The organism is Streptomyces neyagawaensis (assembly GCF_023516595.1).
Classification (GTDB): Bacteria; Actinomycetota; Actinomycetes; order Streptomycetales; family Streptomycetaceae; genus Streptomyces; species Streptomyces neyagawaensis.
Genome location: NZ_JAMGBG010000010.1, coordinates 25,347 through 43,640 on the forward strand (window position 1 = coordinate 25,347; position 18,294 = coordinate 43,640).

Annotated in this window: 13 protein-coding genes and 1 pseudogene; 6 read left to right on the forward strand and 8 right to left on the reverse strand. The window is 71.3% G+C overall.

Annotation, left to right across the window (positions count from 1 at the left end; genetic code table 11):
• Positions 1-171 precede the first annotated feature (171 nt).
• Positions 172-1,884: a glycoside hydrolase family 6 protein gene (locus M8J73_RS05160; protein ID WP_055536722.1), complete on the reverse strand. Its 1,713-nt coding sequence runs from the start codon at positions 1,882-1,884 to the stop codon at positions 172-174.
• A 660-nt stretch (positions 1,885-2,544) separates the two neighbouring features.
• On the opposite strand from M8J73_RS05160, the gene M8J73_RS05165 reads away from it, so the two are divergent.
• Both M8J73_RS05165 and M8J73_RS05170 read left to right on the forward strand, forming a co-directional pair.
• Positions 2,545-5,460, forward strand: coding sequence for a glycoside hydrolase family 48 protein (locus tag M8J73_RS05165; RefSeq protein WP_055536721.1), 2,916 nt, complete (start codon positions 2,545-2,547; stop codon positions 5,458-5,460).
• Positions 5,461-5,608: 148 nt separating this feature from the next.
• A complete protein-coding gene (locus M8J73_RS05170) occupies positions 5,609-8,305 on the forward strand; it encodes a cellulose binding domain-containing protein (RefSeq protein WP_055536720.1) in 2,697 nt (898 codons plus the stop codon).
• A gap of 292 nt (positions 8,306-8,597) precedes the next feature.
• Here M8J73_RS05170 and M8J73_RS44685 read toward each other — a convergent pair.
• Together M8J73_RS44685 and M8J73_RS05175 are read right to left on the reverse strand one after the other, a co-directional pair.
• A pseudogene (locus tag M8J73_RS44685) lies at positions 8,598-8,869 on the reverse strand (rhamnogalacturonan lyase family protein); the annotation flags it as partial.
• Between the two features lie 146 nt (positions 8,870-9,015).
• A complete protein-coding gene (locus M8J73_RS05175; protein ID WP_055536718.1) occupies positions 9,016-9,993 on the reverse strand; it encodes a helix-turn-helix transcriptional regulator in 978 nt (325 codons plus the stop codon).
• Positions 9,994-10,032: 39 nt separating this feature from the next.
• Between M8J73_RS05175 and M8J73_RS05180 the strand changes: the two genes are divergently transcribed.
• Positions 10,033-10,512 (forward strand): hypothetical protein, encoded by a 480-nt coding sequence (locus M8J73_RS05180; RefSeq protein WP_055536717.1) that lies wholly within the window; start codon positions 10,033-10,035, stop codon positions 10,510-10,512.
• The gene (locus M8J73_RS05185) at positions 10,509-10,976 is read left to right on the forward strand and encodes a hypothetical protein (RefSeq protein WP_055536716.1); all 468 of its coding nucleotides are present in this window, start codon (positions 10,509-10,511) and stop codon (positions 10,974-10,976) included. The genes M8J73_RS05180 and M8J73_RS05185 overlap by 4 nt, the downstream gene beginning before the upstream one ends.
• Positions 10,977-10,989: 13 nt before the next feature.
• Here the strand turns inward: M8J73_RS05185 and M8J73_RS05190 are convergent, their stop codons facing one another.
• The 3 genes from M8J73_RS05190 to M8J73_RS05200 form a co-directional block, all read right to left on the reverse strand.
• Positions 10,990-11,730, reverse strand: coding sequence for a class I SAM-dependent methyltransferase (locus tag M8J73_RS05190; RefSeq protein ID WP_055536715.1), 741 nt, complete (start codon positions 11,728-11,730; stop codon positions 10,990-10,992).
• Between the two features lie 4 nt (positions 11,731-11,734).
• On the reverse strand, positions 11,735-12,040 hold the full coding sequence (locus M8J73_RS05195; RefSeq protein ID WP_055536714.1) for a 4a-hydroxytetrahydrobiopterin dehydratase: 306 nt from the start codon (positions 12,038-12,040) through the stop codon (positions 11,735-11,737).
• A gap of 456 nt (positions 12,041-12,496) precedes the next feature.
• The gene (locus tag M8J73_RS05200) at positions 12,497-13,609 is read right to left on the reverse strand and encodes an ADP-ribosylglycohydrolase family protein (RefSeq protein WP_079054699.1); all 1,113 of its coding nucleotides are present in this window, start codon (positions 13,607-13,609) and stop codon (positions 12,497-12,499) included.
• Here M8J73_RS05200 and M8J73_RS05205 point away from each other — a divergent pair.
• Positions 13,602-14,435, forward strand: coding sequence for a helix-turn-helix domain-containing protein (locus tag M8J73_RS05205; protein ID WP_055537484.1), 834 nt, complete (start codon positions 13,602-13,604; stop codon positions 14,433-14,435). The genes M8J73_RS05200 and M8J73_RS05205 overlap by 8 nt on opposite strands.
• 7 nt (positions 14,436-14,442) lie before the next feature.
• Here the strand turns inward: M8J73_RS05205 and M8J73_RS05210 are convergent, their stop codons facing one another.
• Positions 14,443-14,859 (reverse strand): hypothetical protein, encoded by a 417-nt coding sequence (locus tag M8J73_RS05210; protein ID WP_055537483.1) that lies wholly within the window; start codon positions 14,857-14,859, stop codon positions 14,443-14,445.
• A gap of 486 nt (positions 14,860-15,345) precedes the next feature.
• Between M8J73_RS05210 and M8J73_RS05215 the strand changes: the two genes are divergently transcribed.
• A complete protein-coding gene (locus M8J73_RS05215) occupies positions 15,346-16,209 on the forward strand; it encodes a Sco1979 family transcriptional regulator (protein ID WP_055541005.1) in 864 nt (287 codons plus the stop codon).
• Positions 16,210-16,334: 125 nt separating this feature from the next.
• Here the strand turns inward: M8J73_RS05215 and dnaK are convergent, their stop codons facing one another.
• Positions 16,335-18,197, reverse strand: a complete 1,863-nt coding sequence (dnaK, locus tag M8J73_RS05220; RefSeq protein WP_055541004.1) for a molecular chaperone DnaK — start codon at positions 18,195-18,197, stop codon at positions 16,335-16,337.
• Between the last annotated feature and the right edge of the window lie 97 nt (positions 18,198-18,294).

Below are 18,294 nucleotides of genomic sequence, written 5' to 3' on the forward strand. Positions count from 1 at the left end.
ACGTCACGGTGACGTGCGTCACACCACCATGTCACCGAAACGGCCACGGCCGCCCGTCCCCGTGGAGAAGGGGGCGGGCGGCCGTCGCGCGTGCGGGTGTGCCGTGCGGCCGGACCCGCCAGGGGGTGGGGGAAGTGCGCACCCCTGGCGGATCCTCTCAGCCGGCGAAGGTCACAGCGCCGGGTACGCGTTCCGCATCAGCTCCTGGAACTGGGCGGAGAACCAGTGCCCGGACAGCGGCGCGTTGCCCAGGGCACCGGACATGTTGTTGTTGTTCCGCGGGTTGCCCGTGTACGTCGGGTCGCACATTCGGTCGAAACCCTTGCCCTCGTCGTTCGGGATCTGGGAGCTGGCCCCGTCGGACTCACCCGGGGGCTTCATCCACACGTAGGCGTCGATCCCCGGCGCCGGGGCCGCCTGCGGACGCTCGCCGAGACCGGCTCCGGCCTGGTTGCACCAGTTGCCGGTGTTGAAGCGGCGGTCGTAGCGGCCGCCGTCGACGTAGGTGTCGACGGTCGTCCTCGCGCCCGGTCCGGTGGGCCGTGCGGTGCCGCCCCAGCCGTTGCGGGAGGTGTCGATCAGCATGCCGACGTTCGCGTTGAAGCCGGCCGAGACGGCCTGCGTCCGGAAGGCCTGGGCGAAGGACAGCTCGTCGACGTAGCGGTTCCAGTCGAGCCACTTCGACTCGCGGACCGACTTGCCGGCCACGGTGTCGTTGATGGTGAAGTTGTTCTCCTTCAGGGCGCTGTAGTTCGCCGTGTTGGTGATGAAGCCGTGGACGTCGTTCACCGTGGCGCCCTCGGCGGTCGCCGCCTCCTTCATGATGGCGGCGGAGGGGGCGAAGTTGTCGTCCCAGCCGAGCCAGCCGTGGTGGCCGGCGTCGACGTAGTTGTAGACGTTGGGGACGTCGCCCAGCTTGTTGAGCGCGTAGCCGACACCCTTGACGTAGTTGCCGTTGGCCTTCATCACGTCGCACTGCGGCACGGCCGTCGGGCGGCTGCCGGTGTTGGTGACGAGGTTGGGCAGCGAGTCGATCTCGACCGTCGTGACGATGCGCAGCGAGGCGTACTTCGGGTCGGCGAGGATCGCCTTGATCGGGTCGATGTACTGCGTCTTGTACTTGTCGATCTCGTCGGCCTTCAGCTCGCCGTTGGAGGCGAGGGCCGAGCAGTCACGGCCGGGCAGGTTGTAGATCACCAGCTGGACGACGAGTTCGCTCGAGCCCTTCTGCCGCAGCGCCTCGTCGAGGTGGGCCCGCAGCCCCATCTTGCCGCCGGCGCCCGCGATGGCGGCGGTGCGGTCCAGCCACACACCTGTGGGCTGGTTGGCGATCCGGCTGCCGCCCGGCTCGGCGGCGGCGTTCGCGGACCACTCCGGGTTCACGTACACCTTGGCGCCGGCGTACGGGTTGTCCACCCGCGAGCCGGGGTTGCCCGGACCCGGCTCGCCCGGACCGCCACCGCCGTCGTCGACGTTGCAGGTCACGCCGTCCAGCGTGAAGGTCGCCGGGAGGGCGTTGGAGCCGCTGTAGGAGGCGTTGAAGCCGAAGCTGACCGAACCACCGGTCGGGAGCGACCCGTTGTACGTCTCGTTGGACGCCGTCACCGCGCTGCCGCTCTGGGAGATCCTCGCGTTCCAGCCGTTGCCCACCCGCTGGTTGCCCGCGTACGACCACTTCGCGGACCACGAGGACTTCGCGGCGCCGTTGTTGGTGATGGTGACGGCGGCGGTGAAGCCGGTGGACCACTGGTTCTGCACCTTGTAGTCGACGGTGCAGGGGATCGCCCGGATGCCGGAGTCGTCCGGCACGGCGGCCACCGCGGTCCCGGCGGCGCCGGCGACCAGTGCCATCGCCGCGAGGAGTGCTGTTCTGGTACGGCTCATGAGTGCGGGTTTCCTCTTCCGTAGTGGGGTGTACGTGGAGGTTCCGTAGGGGGTCGTGCGGGGTGCCCGTCTGCCGAGGCGGCGCGGACGCTCGCTCGGCCCGACGGCCGACGAGGTGGGACTGTCGTCGCGGGCGGGGTTCAGGCCGGGCCGGCGGGAGCCGGCCATGTGCTCCCGTTCCGGCCCGGGCGAAAAGCGGATCGCCGCGGGGCGGGGTGGGTCGGTTCCACGGCCGCGGACCCAGGTCGCAGGTGTCCGCGAACCCGCTGGACGACCCTGTCGCCGGGCAGCTCGGACACCGGCGGCCCGTCACCGTCCGGCGGGACGTGCCCGCTCACGGAGACGAGTAAAAGACCTGAACGCGGGGGGTGGCGCATGAGCGACTCCTTGCAGATCGGGCGCGCCGTGACGGCCGCGTCGACTGGTGGAACCGCTCCCACTGGTGCTGGTGAAGGTAGCGCCAAGCGACGGTAAAAGACAGGGGTGTTGCGTTATTGCCCGCCACAAATCTTCTCGTCCGTCATCGAATCTTTTCGACTCTTCAAGCACCTTGACCGCCTGCACCCCTCTCCTCAATATGGGAGCGCTCCCACTGGTTCAAGGCTTGTTGTTGCTGCTCCGCCCCCACCTTCGTAAGAGCCGCACGGAAGGAACCAGAGCATGCACCCCAGACGCGGACGCCGTACCGCACGGCGCCTGTGGACCGCCGTGGTCGCGGCCCTCGCTCTTCCCCTCACGATGCTGGGCACAGGATCGTCCCCCGCCGCCGCGGCGGCCGTGGCCTGCAACGTCGACTACAAGACCAATGACTGGGGCTCGGGCTTCACCGCCGAGCTGACCCTCACCAACCGGGGTACCGAGGCCATCAACGGCTGGACCCTCACGTACTCCTACGCGGGCAACCAGACGCTCACCAGCGGCTGGAGCGGCACCTGGTCGCAGTCCGGCCGGACGGTGACCGCGAGGAACGCGTCCTGGAACGGCACCATCGCCGTCGGGGCCGCGGTGAGCACCGGCGCCCAGTTCACCTACAGCGGCACGAACACCGCGCCGACCAACTTCGCGATCAACGGCACCGCGTGTGTCGGCGCCCACCAGCCGCCGATCACCGTGCTGACCAGCCCGACCGCGGGTGCCACGTACTCGCAGGGCGACCCGGTGCCGATGGCGGCCACCGCGGCGGCCGCGGACAACGCGACCGTCACCAAGGTGGAGTTCTACGACGACACCAGGCTGCTGGGCACGGACACGACCTCGCCGTACACCTTCTCGGCCACCGGTCTGTCCGTGGGCAGCCACTCGCTGGTCGCCAAGGCGTACGACAGCCTGGGCGCGTCGGCGGAGTCCGCGCCGGTCGGCATCACGGTCGCCTCGGGACCCGCGGTGGTGGCCTCACCGACGCAACTGGGCGTGCAGCAGGGCAAGACGGGCACGTACGACGTGAAGCTCTCGACGCAGCCGTCGGGCAATGTGACGGTGACGACCGCGCGGGCCTCCGGCAACTCGGGCCTGTCGGTCACGGGTGGCGCGTCGCTGACCTTCACGCCGTCGAACTGGAACACGGCCCAGAAGGTGACCGTCACGGCCGACTCCTCGGGCACGGGCTCCGCGGTCTTCGAGTCGACGGCCACCGGTCACGCCAAGGCGGCGGTGACGGTGACACAGCTGGCGGCGTCGAAGGTGTACGACGCCCGCTTCCTGGAGCTCTACGGCAAGATCACCAACCCGGCGAACGGCTACTTCTCCCCCGAGGGCATCCCGTACCACTCGGTGGAGACGCTGATCGTCGAGGCGCCGGACCACGGCCACGAGACCACCTCGGAGGCGTACAGCTACCTCCTGTGGCTCCAGGCCATGTACGGCAAGGTCACGGGCGACTGGTCCAAGTTCAACGGCGCCTGGGAGATCATGGAGAAGTACATGATCCCCACCAAGGCCGACCAGCCGACCAACTCCTTCTACACGGCGAACAAGCCGGCGACGTACGCCCCCGAGCACGACACCCCCAATGAGTACCCGGCGCAGCTCAACACGTCGGTCTCGGTCGGCTCGGACCCGATCGCCGGGGAGCTGAAGAGCGCCTACAACACGGACGACATCTACGGCATGCACTGGTTGCAGGACGTGGACAACGTCTACGGCTACGGCAACTCGCCGGGCAAGTGCGAGGCCGGTCCGGCCGACACGGGCCCGTCGTACATCAACACCTTCCAGCGCGGACCGCAGGAGTCGGTGTGGGAGACCGTCCCGCAGCCCACCTGCGACCAGTTCAAGTACGGCGGCAGGAACGGGTACCTGGACCTGTTCACCCGTGACGCCTCCTACGCCAAGCAGTGGAAGTTCACCAACGCCCCCGACGCCGACGCGCGCGCCGTGCAGGCCGCGTACTGGGCGGACGTCTGGGCCAAGCAGCAGGGCAAGGGCGGTGACGTCTCCGCGACCATCGGCAAGGCCGCGAAGATGGGTGACTACCTGCGCTACGCGATGTACGACAAGTACTTCAAGAAGGTCGGGAACTGCGTGGGGCCGACCACATGCCCCGCGGGCACCGGCAAGGACGCCTCCTTCTACCTGCTCTCCTGGTACTACGCGTGGGGCGGCGCCACCGACACCAACGCCGGCTGGGCCTGGCGCATCGGCTCCAGCCACGCGCACGGCGGCTACCAGAACCCGCTCGCCGCGTACGCCCTCGCCAACTACGCCCCGCTGAAGCCCAAGTCGGCGACCGGGCAGGCGGACTGGGCCAAGTCCCTGGACCGGCAGATCGAGTTCTACCGCTGGCTCCAGTCCAACGAGGGCGCGATCGCGGGCGGCGCCACCAACAGCTGGGCGGGGCGGTACGCCACTCCCCCGGCCGGGACGCCGACCTTCTACGGCATGTACTACGACGAGAAGCCCGTGTACCACGACCCGCCGTCCAATCAGTGGTTCGGCTTCCAGACGTGGTCCATGGAGCGGGTCGCCGAGTACTACCAGCAGACCGGCAACGCCGCCGCGAAGACGGTGCTCGACAAGTGGGTCGACTGGGCGCTGTCCAAGACCACGATCAACCCCGACGGGACGTACCGGATTCCCTCCACGCTCCAGTGGTCCGGTGCCCCGAACACCTGGAACCCGTCCAGCCCCGGCTCCAACAGCGGGCTGCACGTCACCGTCGCCGACTACACCGACGACGTCGGCGTGGCGGGCTCGTACGCCAAGACGCTGACGTACTACGCCGATCGCTCCGGTGACGCCGACGCGGCCCGGGTCGCCAAGGCGCTGCTCGACGGCTTGTGGCAGCACCACCAGGACGCGCTCGGGGTCGCCGTCCCGGAGACCCGTACGGACTACAACCGGTTCGACGACCGGGTGTACATCCCGAGCGGGTGGACGGGCACGATGCCGAACGGTGACGCGATCAACTCGTCGTCGACGTTCGAGTCGATCCGGTCGTTCTACGAGGACGACCCGGCCTGGTCGAAGATCGAGGCGTATCTGGCGGGTGGCGCCGCGCCGTCGTTCACGTACCACCGGTTCTGGGCCCAGGCGGACATCGCCCTGGCCATGGGTGCGTACGCGGAGCTCCTCGAATAAGTCCCCGCTGAAGCTCCGGGTACGAGGTCCTGCGCTCCGGCGGGGGCAGGACCTGGGCCGGGCGGTCCCCACCCGCACAGGGGGCCGCCCGGCTGTTCGCGCCGCCCGTCCATCCGCCTCCCCCCACGCGTCCGGAGAGGACTTCACCGTGCGAAGAACCCGCATCCTCACCACCGTTCTGGCCCTCGCGGCCGGTCTCCTCGCGGGCTCCCCGCCCGCGGTGGCCGCCGAGCGGGGCGGACAGGCGGAGCAAGCCGAGCGGTCCGGCGAGAAGGTGGCGATCGCCGCCGACACCTACACATGGAAGAACGCCCGTATCGACGGTGGCGGGTTCGTGCCCGGCATCGTGTTCAACCGCAAGGAGAAGAACCTCGCGTACGCCCGCACGGACATCGGCGGGGCGTACCGGTGGGTGGAGTCGTCGAAGACATGGACGCCGCTGCTGGACTCCGTCGGCTGGGACGACTGGGGGCACACGGGTGTGGTGAGCCTCGCCTCCGACCCGGTCGACCCGAACAAGGTGTACGTGGCGGCCGGCACGTACACCAACAGCTGGGACCCGGGCAACGGCGCGATCTACCGCTCGTCCGACCGGGGGGCGAGCTGGCAGAAGGCGCATCTGCCGTTCAAGCTGGGCGGGAACATGCCGGGGCGGGGCATGGGTGAGCGGCTGGCGGTGGACCCCCACAGGAACAGTGTGCTGTATCTGGGGGCGCCCAGCGGGAAGGGGCTGTGGCGGTCCACGGACTCGGGGGCCACCTGGTCGCAGGTGACGAACTTCCCGAACGTCGGCAACTACGTGGCCGACCCGTCCGACACGAGCGGGTACTCCAGCGACAACCAGGGCATCGTCTGGGTCACGTTCGACGAGTCGACGGGAGGCGCGGGCACGGCCACGAAGACGATCTACGTCGGGGTCGCCGACAAGGAGAACGCGGTCTACCGGTCGACGGACGCTGGCGCGACCTGGTCACGGGTGGCCGGGCAGCCGACCGGCCAACTGGCCCACAAGGGCGTCCTGGACGCGACGAACGGCCATCTGTACGTGGCGTACAGCGACACGGGCGGCCCGTACGACGGCGGCAAGGGCCGGCTCTACCGGTACGCGACGGCGACGGGGACCTGGACGAACATCAGCCCCGTGGCGGAGGCCGACACGTACTTCGGCTTCAGCGGGCTCACGCTGGACCGCCAGAAGCCGGGCACGGTGATGGCGACGGCGTACAGCTCCTGGTGGCCGGACACCCAGATCTTCCGCTCCACCGACAAGGGCGCGACCTGGACGAAGGCGTGGGACTACACGTCGTACCCGAACCGCGAGAACCGTTTCACCATGGACGTCTCGTCGTCGCCGTGGCTGACGTGGGGCGCGAACCCGTCGCCGCCGGAACAGACGCCGAAGCTGGGCTGGATGACGGAGTCGCTGGAGATCGACCCGTTCGACTCGAACCGCATGATGTACGGGACGGGCGCGACGATCTACGGCACCGAGAACCTCACCAACTGGGACAGCGGCGCCAAGTTCACCGTGAAGCCGATGGTGCGGGGCCTGGAGGAGACGGCCGTCAACGACCTCGCCTCTCCCCCGTCCGGGGCGCCGCTGCTCAGCGCGCTCGGTGACATCGGCGGTTTCCGGCACACGGATCTGACGAAGGTCCCGTCGATGATGTTCACCCAGCCGAACTTCACGACGACGACCAGTCTGGACTTCGCCGAGACCGACCCGAACACCGTGGTGCGGGTGGGGAACCTGGACTCGGGCCCGCACATCGCGTTCTCGACGGACAACGGCGCCAACTGGTTCGCGGGCACCGATCCGTCGGGGGTGAGCGGCGGCGGCACGGTCGCGGCCGGCGCGGACGGCAGCCGCTTCGTGTGGAGCCCGGCGGGCACCGGCGTGCGGTACACCACGGGCTTCGGGACGTCGTGGCAGGAGTCGAGCGGGATACCGTCCGGCGCGATCGTCGAGTCCGACCGGGTCGACCCGAAGACCTTCTACGGCTTCAAGTCCGGGAAGTTCTACGTCAGCACGGACGGCGGCGCGACCTTCACCGCGTCGAACGCGAGCGGCCTGCCGAGCGGTGACAGCGTGCGCTTCAAGGCGCTGCCCGGCACGAAGGGCGATGTGTGGCTCGCGGGCGGGGAGACGGGCGGCGCGTACGGGCTGTGGCACTCCACCGACGGCGGCGCCACCTTCACCAAGCTGTCGAACGTCGCGCAGGCCGACACCATCGGCTTCGGCAAGGCGGCCGCGGGCGCCTCGTACCAGACGCTGTACACCAGCGCCAGGATCGGCGGGGTGCGCGGCATCTTCCGTTCGACGGACAAGGGCGCCACGTGGACGCGGATCAACGACGACGCCCATCAGTGGGGTTGGACCGGCGCGGCGATCACGGGTGATCCGCGGGTCTACGGCCGGGTGTACGTCTCCACCAACGGCCGCGGGGTCATCTACGGCGACACCTCCGACACGGGCGGCGGCGGGGGCGGTGGCACGGATCCCGATCCGGAACCGCAGCCGACGGGCGCCTGCACGGTGACCTACAAGATCACCAACCAGTGGTCGGGCGGCTTCCAGGCCGATGTGCGGCTGGCCAACACGGGCACCGGCGCCTGGACGGGCTGGACCCTCAACTGGTCCTTCCCGAACGGCCAGAGCGTCACGCAGCTGTGGAACGCGGCCCACACCCAGTCGGGTGCGGCGGTCTCGGTGAAGAACCTCGCCTGGAACGCGAACGTCGCGGCGGGATCGTCGGTGAGTTTCGGCTTCACCGGAAGCTGGTCGGGGACGAACGGCAGACCGACCGCCTTCCGGCTCGGTGACCAGTCCTGCACGGTGACCTGACACCCGAGCGGGACGCGACGAGGGCGCGCGCCGTCACGGCGCGCGCCCTCATTCATTCGTCGTCACGGTGCCGGATCCACCACAGGAGCATCACCGTGGCGGCGACGAGCATGATGATCGCCGGTGCGGCGGTGACGAGACGGGACAAGGTCATCGACGGTCTTTCTCTGCCGCTGCCCTGGAGGTGACGGCGTGCTGGACGGGGCGGGCCGGACGATGATCCCGCCCGGACCGGCCGACGTCACCAGGACGGCCGAAAATACATCCGTTCGTGTCTGCGTCGTCATCCCGGTCAGGGCGCGCGGACCGGCGGCCGGGGCGCCGTGGGCATCCCGGCGCCGATGAAGAACCTGGTGTGCGGGGGGCTGGTTGTACGCCGTGTTCTGCCAGGCCAGGCCCGTGCGGTACTGGGTGTCGTGGAACAGGGTCGTGATCCTGGTGCCGGTCCCGACCGGGGTCGATGCGGGTGCCGTCGAGGAGTTCACGGACGGGGTCGCCGTCCCACCAGGAGAGGAACGGTCCAGCTTCTCGACCTGGCGGGTGCCGGCCGCGGCGGCGGGCTGCGCGCCGAACGTGGCGAGTCCGGCGGCGGTCACGCGGTCGCCGCCAGTGTGGTGATCGTTCTGCGGGCCTTGCGGATCGTCCGTCCGTGGTGCGCGTGCGGGTGCGGCACAGGGTACCTCCCGGGATGGCAGACGGGTTCCGATTCCTCAGCCGCCGGTCGCAGCCGAGTTGCCGCCCCCCGGTGCGTATCTCGCGGCGAGTTCGGCGACCGTCCGGGCGATGCGCTCGCGCAGCTCGGCCGGCTCCAGGACCTCCACCGCGGTGCCGAGCCGCAGGAAGTCGTCGTGGGCCCGGTCGAGGGACTCCACGGGGACGGTGGCCCGGGTCCAACCGTCGTCGTCCGGGCGGCCGCCCGCGTCCACCGCGCGCCCTTGCGGGCCGGTGAGCCGGGTGCCGGGCGCCAGGCGGACGACGACCTCGGCGCGGTGCAGCCGGTCGTGGAAGTCGCGCTGGTACGCCGCCCAGTACGCGGCCAGCCCGAAGTCCTCGGGACGGGTGAACTCCTCCTCGGTGGGGGCGAGTTCGAGGATCTGGTCGACGCGGTAGGTGCGCGGCCCGGGGCCGGCGACGACGTACCAGCGGCCCGCCTTGAGGACGAGCCCGTACGGTTCGAGGCGGCGCCGTACGTCGGTGGGCTCGGCCCAGCGGCGGTAGAGCACATGCAGGACCCGGCCGTTCCAGACGGCGTCCGCCACGGCAGGCAGGAACGGGGTGTCGTCGGCGTCCGCGTACCAGCCGGGCGCGTCCAGGTGGAACCGGCCGGCGACCCGGTCGGCGTGGGGGCGCAGCGCGTCGGGGAGGGCCGCGCGCACCTTCAGCTGGGCGGCGGCCAGGACCGCGCCCAGGCCGAGTTCGGCGGCGGGACCGGGGACGCCCGCGAGGAACAGGGCCTCGGCCTCCTGGCCGGTGAGTCCGGTGAGCCGGGTGCGGTAGCCGTCGAGGAGGCGGTAGCCGCCGGCGTGGCCCGCGTCGCCGTACAGCGGGACACCGGCGGCGGCGAGCGCCTCCATGTCCCGGTAGACCGTGCGGACCGACACCTCCAGCTCCTCGGCGAGCCGGGCGGCCGTCATCCGGCCCCGGGTCTGGAGCAGCAGGAGGATCGAGACGAGACGGCTGGACTTCACTGACACAGGATGTCAGTGAAGCGGTCCTAGCGTCGCGTCATGTCCTTCAGTGAGAAACTGCTGACCGTGCCGCCGCCCCTCGAGGTGGCCGGCCGGCACATCAAGCGCTACCACGTCACCGCGGACCCGGCCGGCATCGCGCCCGAGGTCGAGAAGGCCGCGTACGCGATCCTCCCCGAACTGCTGCCGGAGCCGGACGGGACACAGCCCGCGACCTTCGTCGTACTGCACCGGGGCGGGGACGACGGGGCCTATCTCAACGCGTACAGCTGGGTGTGGGACAACGTCCTGCACTTCGGGGGCGCGGCGGCGGGCCAGCCCGTCCTCGGCTGCCCCGACCGCGATCCCGCCCACTTCGTGGCCACCGGGCGGCCGTGGATCGGCTGCGTGTGGGAGCTGCCGCCGATCGCACACGAACGCGACGCCTGGGTACGCCATATGCTCGCACCGCAACTCCCCGATCTGGACGCCTACTTGGCTGATTCCCTGCCCGCCGGAACCACCGGGGGCCGGGTATGAGCGGGCCGCACGACTTCGACTTCTTCCACGGTGAGTGGGAGGTCCGCCACCGCCGCCGCACCGACTTCCTCGCCCCGGACAGTGCCTGGGAGGAGTTCCCGGCCACCAGCCGCTGCCTGCCCCTGTTCGACGGGGCGGCGAACATCGACGAGATCGACATGCCGCACCTCGGGGCGAAGGGGCTGACGCTGCGGCTGTTCGATCCGGAGGCCCGCGTGTGGTCACTGAACTGGTCGTCCAGCCGCAGCGGGAGGCTGTTCCCCCCGGTCGTCGGCCGGTTCGAGGGCGGTCGGGGCGAGTTCCACGGAGACGACACGCACGACGGCAAGGACGTCCGGGTGCGGTTCGTCTGGTCCGGCGTGTCCGCGACCACCGCCCGCTGGGAGCAGGCGTTCTCGCTCGACGGCGGGGAGACCTGGCTGACCAACTGGATCATGGAGTTCCGGCGGCCGGCGGTGACCTGACCGCCGGCCCAGGTCACCTCTTGCGGAACGCCCGGAGCGAGAACTCCGGGTCCGGGCGGGGCCGGTCCTGGTCGGGGAGGGCCGCGAGGCGTACGGCGAAGTCGTCGGCGAGGGGATCGCCGGGCGGGAGCGTGACGAACCAGCCGCGGCGCAGGTCCATGAGGGCGCGGCGGGGGCTCCGGCCCTGGCCGCGGCCCGGGAAGCGCGCCTCGCCGGCGGGGCGCAGCCCGTGCTCGTCGGCGTGCTTCCCGACGGCCGCCGAGGTGTCCGTGGCCGGACGGCGGGGGCGGGTGGCGAGGACGGCGTCGATGTCGCTGCCGACGTTGTGGGCGGCCCCCTTGTCGACGGTGGTGATGTACACACCGCCCGGACGCAGCACACGGGCGCACTCACCGACGACCCTTCGAACGTCGTCCGGGTCCGCGAGCAAATGGAGGAGCCACACGCTGGTGACGGCGTCGAACGCGTCGTCGGGGAAGGGGAGTCGGCGGCTGTCGCCCATGACGATCGCACCGGGGAGGCGGGCGGCGGCCCGGCGCGCCATCGCGGTGGTGAGGTCGACGCCCGTCACCCGCATCCCGGGGCGGGCGGCGGCGAACCGCCGGGTCACGATGCCGGTGCCGCAGGCGACGTCGAGCAGGCTGCGCGCGCCCCGGGGGACGAGGCCGAGTACGGCGTCGGCGGCGGCCTCGGCGCGGGGCTCGCCGCCGCGCAGTGCGTCGTAGTCGTCCGCCTCCTTGTCGTAGTCGAGCACCGGCTCAGCTCGCCCCGTGGCCGGGGGCGAGTGCCTCCACCCGCCGGGCCAGTTCGAAGTCCTTCTCGGTGACGGCGCCGCCCGCGCTGTGCGTGTGGACGGTGAGCGAGACGGTGTTGTAGCCGAGGGTGAGGTCGGAGTGGTGGTCGAGCTCCTCCTGGGTGCGGGCGATGTGCACGACCATCGCGGTCGCCGCGAAGTGCGAGGCCAGCCGGTAGGTGCGGGCGATCCGGTCCCCGTCCAGCGACCAGCCCGGCAGTTCCGCGAGCCGGTCCTCGATCTCCTTCTGCGACAAGGGTTCGACGGGCATGGCCCGCTCCTTCCGTGACGTCCCCTCCATGACGTGCGGTCCCTCTCAGCGTGCCACAGCGGGGCCGCCGCGGTCCTGGTCACACCGCACGGGGCCAGCGGGCGCCGTACGCATTCGGCCGGGCGCCCAGGGGGTTGCGCGTTTGTCGGCGACTGCGGGTGGTGCGTGGTTTCTCGCGCAGTTCCCCGCGCCCCTGAAGGCATGGGTCTGCGGCCCGGCCTTCATCCCACGGCGCCGCTGACATCGGATGGGCGCCCCTGAAAAGCACGGGGCGCAGCCCCGGTCGCTTTTCGGGGGCGCGGGGAGGTGACACATGCGGCTCCGCCGCGTGGGCGCGACAAGCCACAACGCACCCGCAGCCGCCGACGAACCCGCACCCCCGACCCCTGAGGCGCCCGGCCGCTCGGGCGGCCGGGAGGCACGCCCTCGGGTCCGGACGGATCCGAACCCCGGCCGTCACTTCCTTACGCTCTCCGTCGCGAAGTCGTCCGCCAGGACGGTGATGTCGGCGCGGCCCTCGGTCGCGGCCAGCCAGTCGTGCGGGAGGCCGTGGTCGCCGTAGTGGGCGCCGAGGAGGTTGCCGCAGATGGAGCCGGTGGAGTCGCTGTCGCCGGAGTGGTTGACGGCGAGGAGGAGGGCCTCGCTGACGCTGTGGGTGGCGAGGGCGCAGTAGACGCCCATGGCGAGGGCCTCCTCGGCGACCCAGCCCTGGCCGAGCGACTCGACCTTCTCGGCCGTGGGGGCGCCCTCGGCGGCCAGGTCGAGGGCACGGTTCAGGGCCGTGCCGGTCTCCTCGTGTCCGGGGTGGCGGGACAGCAGCCGCAGGGTGCGCAGGACGGCGCCCTCCAGCGATTCGTCGGCGACCAGATGGGCGACGATCGCTGCCAGCGCGCCCGCCGCGTACCCGCCGGTGGGGTGTCCGTGCGTCATCCGGGCGGCGCGGGCGGCCATCCCGAACGCGGCCTCCGCCGGGACGCGGGCCAGCCCGAAGGGCGCCGAGCGCATGACCGTGCCGCAGCCCTTGGACTCGGGGTTGACCGGGCCGGGGCTCCCCAGCGGGGCGGCCGGGTCGGGGTGGTGGACCTGGGCGAGGCCGGACAGACAGGCGTTGCCGGGGGCGCGGCGGGCGTACAGCCAGGGCAGGGCGGCGAGACCCGAGGTGGGGCGCGGGCCGGGGCCGGGCTGCCGCTGGGTGTCGAGCCAGCGGCCGTAGGCCTCCCGGACGAGCTGGGGCCAGGCGCCGTCGATGCCCTTGAGGCGGGCCCGCTCGTGCGCCTGCCGCAGTCCCTCGACGGTGAAGAGGGTCATCTGGGTGTCGTCGCTGACCCGCCCGACCACGCCGTCCACGTCCGGGACGAGGCCGGTCACCCCTCGATCGCCGTGCGTGGAGCGGATGACGGCCAGCGAGGCGAACTCGACGGGGTAGCCGAGCGCGTCCCCGACCGCCCCGCCCAGCAGGCAGCCCCGCACCCGCGCCCGGTACACCGCCGTCGCCTCCCAGGACGGGTTCCACGGGTCGTACACGCGCCACTCCTCGATCGCCTCGGCTACGTTCTGACGTATGACCATTGTCCCGTCCGGCCTCACGAGTCGTCCCGGCACCCCTCCCGACCAGGGAGCCGGCCCGCTGCTGCGGGCATGGCGGGAGCAACGGCGGGTCAGTCAGCTGGAGTTGGCACTGCGGGCCGGTTCGTCGGCGCGGCACATCAGCTTCGTGGAGACGGGCCGCTCCCGGCCCAGCGAGGAGATGCTGCTGCGGCTCGCCGAGCACCTGGACGTGCCCGTGCGGGACCGCAACGCGCTGCTCCTGGCAGCCGGTTACGCGCCCCGATATCCGCAGACCCCGCTGGACGACCCGTCGATGGCGGCCCTCCGCGAGGGCGTGGAGCGCCTGATCCAGGGCTACGAGCCGTACCCGGCGCTGGTGCTCGACGCGACGTACCACGTGGTGGCCGCCAACCGGGGCATCGCGATGCTGCTCGACGGCGTCCCCGAGTCGCTGCTGGTGCCGCCGCTCAACGCGATGCGGCTGGTCCTCCACCCCGAGGGCCTCGCGCCCCGCATCCGCAATCTGCGGGCCTGGCGCGGTCACCTGCTGGAGCAGATGGAACGCCAGATCGCCCTGCGCCGCTCGGAGCCGCTGCGCGCCCTGTACGAGGAGGTCGCGGCGTATCCGCTGCCGCCCGCCACGGCCGACGAGGAGCCCGAGGAGGAGCTGGGTGTGTCCTTCGCGCTGCCGATGCGGATCGAGCACGCGGGCCACGTACTGTCCTTCATCTCGTCGATCTCCACGTTCAACACCCCCATGGACGTGACCGTGGCCGAGCTGGCCATCGAGACGTTCCTCCCGGCCGACCCGGCGACGGTCAAGTACCTTCAGTCACTGGTCATGTGACGACTACTCAATCGGTCGTCGCGCGCAGGGCGGTGTACTGCGCCACCGCGAAGCCGGCGACCGTCAGCGCCTGGAGCACCGTCCACACCGCGCCCGCCGTGCTCGGTGTGAGCCACAGGACGAGGGCGACGAGACTGAGGAGGGCCCAGGCGAGGTTGGCCTCGACGACCACGTGCACGGACCGCACCGGCGGACGCCCGCGCGCGGCGAGCAGGGCCACGCCCGCCGCGTACACCGTGAGGAACGCGCCGAGTGCGGTGAGGAGACCCGGGTCCACCCCGAGGAACCGGCCGAGCGGCCCGGCGGCGAGGAGGTAGGCGAGCCCGTTCACCCCGGTCACGGCGGCGTCCGCGGCCAGGAAGCGGCGCAGCATGGTCCGGGGGTCGGTGGTCCGGGCGAGAGCGGCGAGCGGGGTCGCGGACATGGGGCATCACCCTCCGTCGAGGTGGAGTCGGTCGGCTGGGAAGCGGGTCGGCCGGGGACGGCCGTACGGACCGCCGGGGCCGGGCCCCGGGCCGGAGTGCGCCGGCCCGGAACCCGCTGCCCTCACCTTGCCGCGTACGGGGCACGGCGGTCGATTACCTCGGAGGTCATGCCGGTGGCTCGGGAGCATGCCGGCACCTCGGCGGTCGGGCTGGCACCTCGGCGGTCGGGTCGCCGGCTCGGGGCGGGTCGCCGGCTCTGGTCTGCGCGGGCCGCTTCGGAGGGGGCCATGACGGATGTCACGCTGGGGAGCCGTTGCTCACTCTTCGGAAGCGTCCTTTACTCTGTGGGTCGCCGTGGCGTGTTCCGCCACGGCGTCGTCGTGGTCGAACCGGAACCGGGGGCTTCCCGTTCCGCTCGACCTCATGAGATGTGCACCGGAACATGACAGACTTGACGCGTACTTCGGCGCGTGGGGAGGCGTGGCGTGAGTGAGCGGCGGCCCGCGCCCACCGTCGGTCAGGTGGTGCTCGGCAGACGGCTCCAGGAACTGCGTGAGGCCGCCGGGCTCAAGCGCGAGGAGGCCGCGCGCGTCCTGCGGGTCGCCCCGGCCACCGTACGGCGCATGGAGACCGCCGACGTCGCGCTGAAGATCCCGTACGTGCAGGTCCTGCTCACCACGTACGGTGTCGCCGAGCACGAAGTCGCCTCGTTCGTGAAGCTCGTCGAGGAGGCGAACAAGCCCGGCTGGTGGCAGCGGTTCCACGATGTGCTGCCCGACTGGTTCAGCCTGTATGTGAGCCTGGAGGGCGCCGCCCATCTGATCCGGCAGTACGAGCCGCACTTCGTGCCCGGGATGCTCCAGACCGAGGAGTACGCGCGGGCCGTGATGGAGGCGGGGACCCTCGGGCAGACCGGCGCCGACACCATCGAACGGCATGTGTCGCTGCGCATGGCTCGGCAGAAGCTCCTCACCCGCGAGCACCCTCCGCATCTGTGGGTGATCATGGACGAGACGGCGCTCAGACGGCCGGTGAGTGTCCGCTCCCAGGTCATGCGGGACCAGATCGACCGGTTGCTGGACGTCACCGAGAAGGACCATGTGATCCTCCAGGTCGCCGAGTTCGCCGCCGGGCCCCATCCGGGCACGTACGCCCCGTTCGCCCTCTTCCGCTTCGCGGAGCCGGAACTCCCCGACATGGTCTACACGGAGTACCTCACCGGCGCCCTCTACCTCGACTCGCGCCGTGAGGTCGCCCTCCATCTGGAGGTCCTCGACCACATGGCCGCGCACGCCGCCTCCGCGGATCGCACCCGCGAGATCCTGCGGCGGTACCGCGACACGTACTGAGCCCGCCCGCGGCCTGGGAGCGGGAACGAGGCGGCGACGCGTCGGAGCAGGTCGCCACGGCCGGCGTCTGAGCGCCGCCGCCTCGTGAAGGGGGCGGGCCCCGCGACTCGGGGCCGCCGGCTCCGTCAGGCCGCGCCCCCCTTGGTGTTCTTGTCGTCGTCGACGATCTCCGCGTCCACGACGCCCTCCTCGTCGGCGGGGTCCGGGCCGGGGCGGGGTTCCTCGGTCCGCGCCCCGGAGGCCGTCGCGTACATCGCCTGGCCCATGCGCTGGCTGACCGTGGCGAGTTTGTCGATGCCGGCCCGGAGGGCGGCCGTGTCCTCGGGGTGGTCGAGGAGCTGCTTCAGCTCGGCCGCGGCGGCCTCGACCTCGCCGCGGATGTCGGCCGGTACCCGCTCCTCGTTGTCACGGATGAACCGCTCGGTCTGGTAGACGAGTTGCTCCGCCTGGTTGCGGGTCTCCGCGGCCTCCCGGCGCCGCCGGTCCTCCTCCGCGTACTGCTCGGCCTCCCGCATCATCCGGTCGATGTCGTTCTTGGGCAGGGCGGAACCACCGGTGACGGTCATCTTCTGTTCGCGCCCGGTCGCCAGGTCCTTCGCCGAGACGTGCATGATCCCGTCGGCATCGATGTCGAACGCGACCTCGATCTGCGGCACCCCGCGCGGTGACGGGGGAAGGCCGGTGAGGTCGAAGACGCCGAGCTTCTTGTTGTACGCGGCGATCTCCCGTTCCCCCTGGTAGACCTGGATGCCGACCGAGGGCTGGTTGTCGGCGGCCGTGGTGAAGATCTCCGAACGCCGGGTCGGGATCGTGGTGTTCCGCTCGATCAGCTTGGTCATGATGCCGCCCTTGGTCTCGATCCCCAGCGACAGCGGGGTGACGTCGAGCAGCAGGACGTCCTTCACGTCGCCGCGCAGGACGCCCGCCTGGAGCGCGGCGCCCACGGCCACCACCTCGTCGGGGTTCACGCCCTTGTGCGGGTCCTTCCCGGTGAGCTCCTTCACCAGCTCGGTCACGGCGGGCATCCGTGTCGAGCCGCCGACGAGGATGACGTGGTCGATCGCGGAGAGCTTCACCCCGGCGTCCTTCACGGCCTGGTGGAAGGGCGTCTTGCAGCGGTCGAGCAGATCGGCCGTCAGCTCCTGGAACTGGGCGCGTGTCAGCCGCTCCTCCAGATGCAGCGGCCCCTCGGCGGAGGCGGTGACGTACGGGAGGTTGATGGACGTCTCGGAGGAGCTGGACAGTTCGATCTTGGCCTTCTCGGCGCCCTCCCGGAGCCGTTGGAGCGCCATCTTGTCGTTGCCGAGGTCGATGCCGTGCTGTCCCTTGAACCTCTTGACGAGGTACTCCACGACCCGCTGGTCCCAGTCGTCGCCGCCGAGATGCGTGTCCCCGTTGGTGGCCTTGACCTCGATGACGCCGTCGCCGATCTCCAGCAGCGAGACGTCGAAGGTGCCGCCGCCGAGGTCGAAGACGAGGACGGTCTGCTCGTCACCCCGGTCCAGGCCGTACGCGAGGGCCGCGGCCGTGGGCTCGTTGATGATCCGCAGGACCTTGAGGCCGGCGATCTCCCCGGCCTCCTTGGTGGCCTGCCGCTGGGAGTCGTCGAAGTACGCCGGGACGGTGATCACCGCGTCGGTGACGTCGTCGCCGAGGTACGCCTCGGCGTCCCGCTTCAGCTTCTGCAGTACTCGGGCGGACAGTTCCTGGGCCCTCAGGCGGGTGCCGTCCACGGAGCCCTGCTCGGGGAAGCGCCAGCCCCCGTCGCCCATGTGGCGTTTGACGGAGCGCGCGGTGCGCTCCACGTTCGTCACGGCCTGCCGCTTCGCGACCTCGCCCACGAGGACCTCGCCGTTCTTGGCGAAGGCCACCACGGAGGGGGTGGTCCGCTGGCCCTCCGCGTTCGTGACGACGGTCGGGTCGCCGCCCTCCAGCACGGCCACCACCGAGTTCGTCGTCCCGAGATCGATTCCGACCGCACGCCCCATCGCCGTCCCCTTCCCGCAAGGTTCCGCCCGGGTCGCGCCCGTGGCTCCCGCGCCCGCACGCCTGCCCGCCGACCCATGGCTCCTACCACCAGCACAA

Bases quoted from the DNA above. Each gene is read 5' to 3' on its own strand.
- M8J73_RS05205 (WP_055537484.1), top strand. From the start codon at position 13,602: ATGACCATTGTCCCGTCCGGCCTCACGAGTCGTCCCGGCACCCCTCCC.
- M8J73_RS05160 (WP_055536722.1), bottom strand. From the start codon at position 1,884: ATGAGCCGTACCAGAACAGCACTCCTCGCGGCGATGGCACTGGTCGCC.
- M8J73_RS05185 (WP_055536716.1), top strand. From the start codon at position 10,509: ATGAGCGGGCCGCACGACTTCGACTTCTTCCACGGTGAGTGGGAGGTC.
- M8J73_RS05200 (WP_079054699.1), bottom strand. From the start codon at position 13,609: ATGGTCATACGTCAGAACGTAGCCGAGGCGATCGAGGAGTGGCGCGTG.
- M8J73_RS05195 (WP_055536714.1), bottom strand. From the start codon at position 12,040: ATGCCCGTCGAACCCTTGTCGCAGAAGGAGATCGAGGACCGGCTCGCG.
- M8J73_RS05210 (WP_055537483.1), bottom strand. From the start codon at position 14,859: ATGTCCGCGACCCCGCTCGCCGCTCTCGCCCGGACCACCGACCCCCGG.
- dnaK (WP_055541004.1), bottom strand. From the start codon at position 18,197: ATGGGGCGTGCGGTCGGAATCGATCTCGGGACGACGAACTCGGTGGTG.
- M8J73_RS05180 (WP_055536717.1), top strand. From the start codon at position 10,033: ATGTCCTTCAGTGAGAAACTGCTGACCGTGCCGCCGCCCCTCGAGGTG.
- M8J73_RS05165 (WP_055536721.1), top strand. From the start codon at position 2,545: ATGCACCCCAGACGCGGACGCCGTACCGCACGGCGCCTGTGGACCGCC.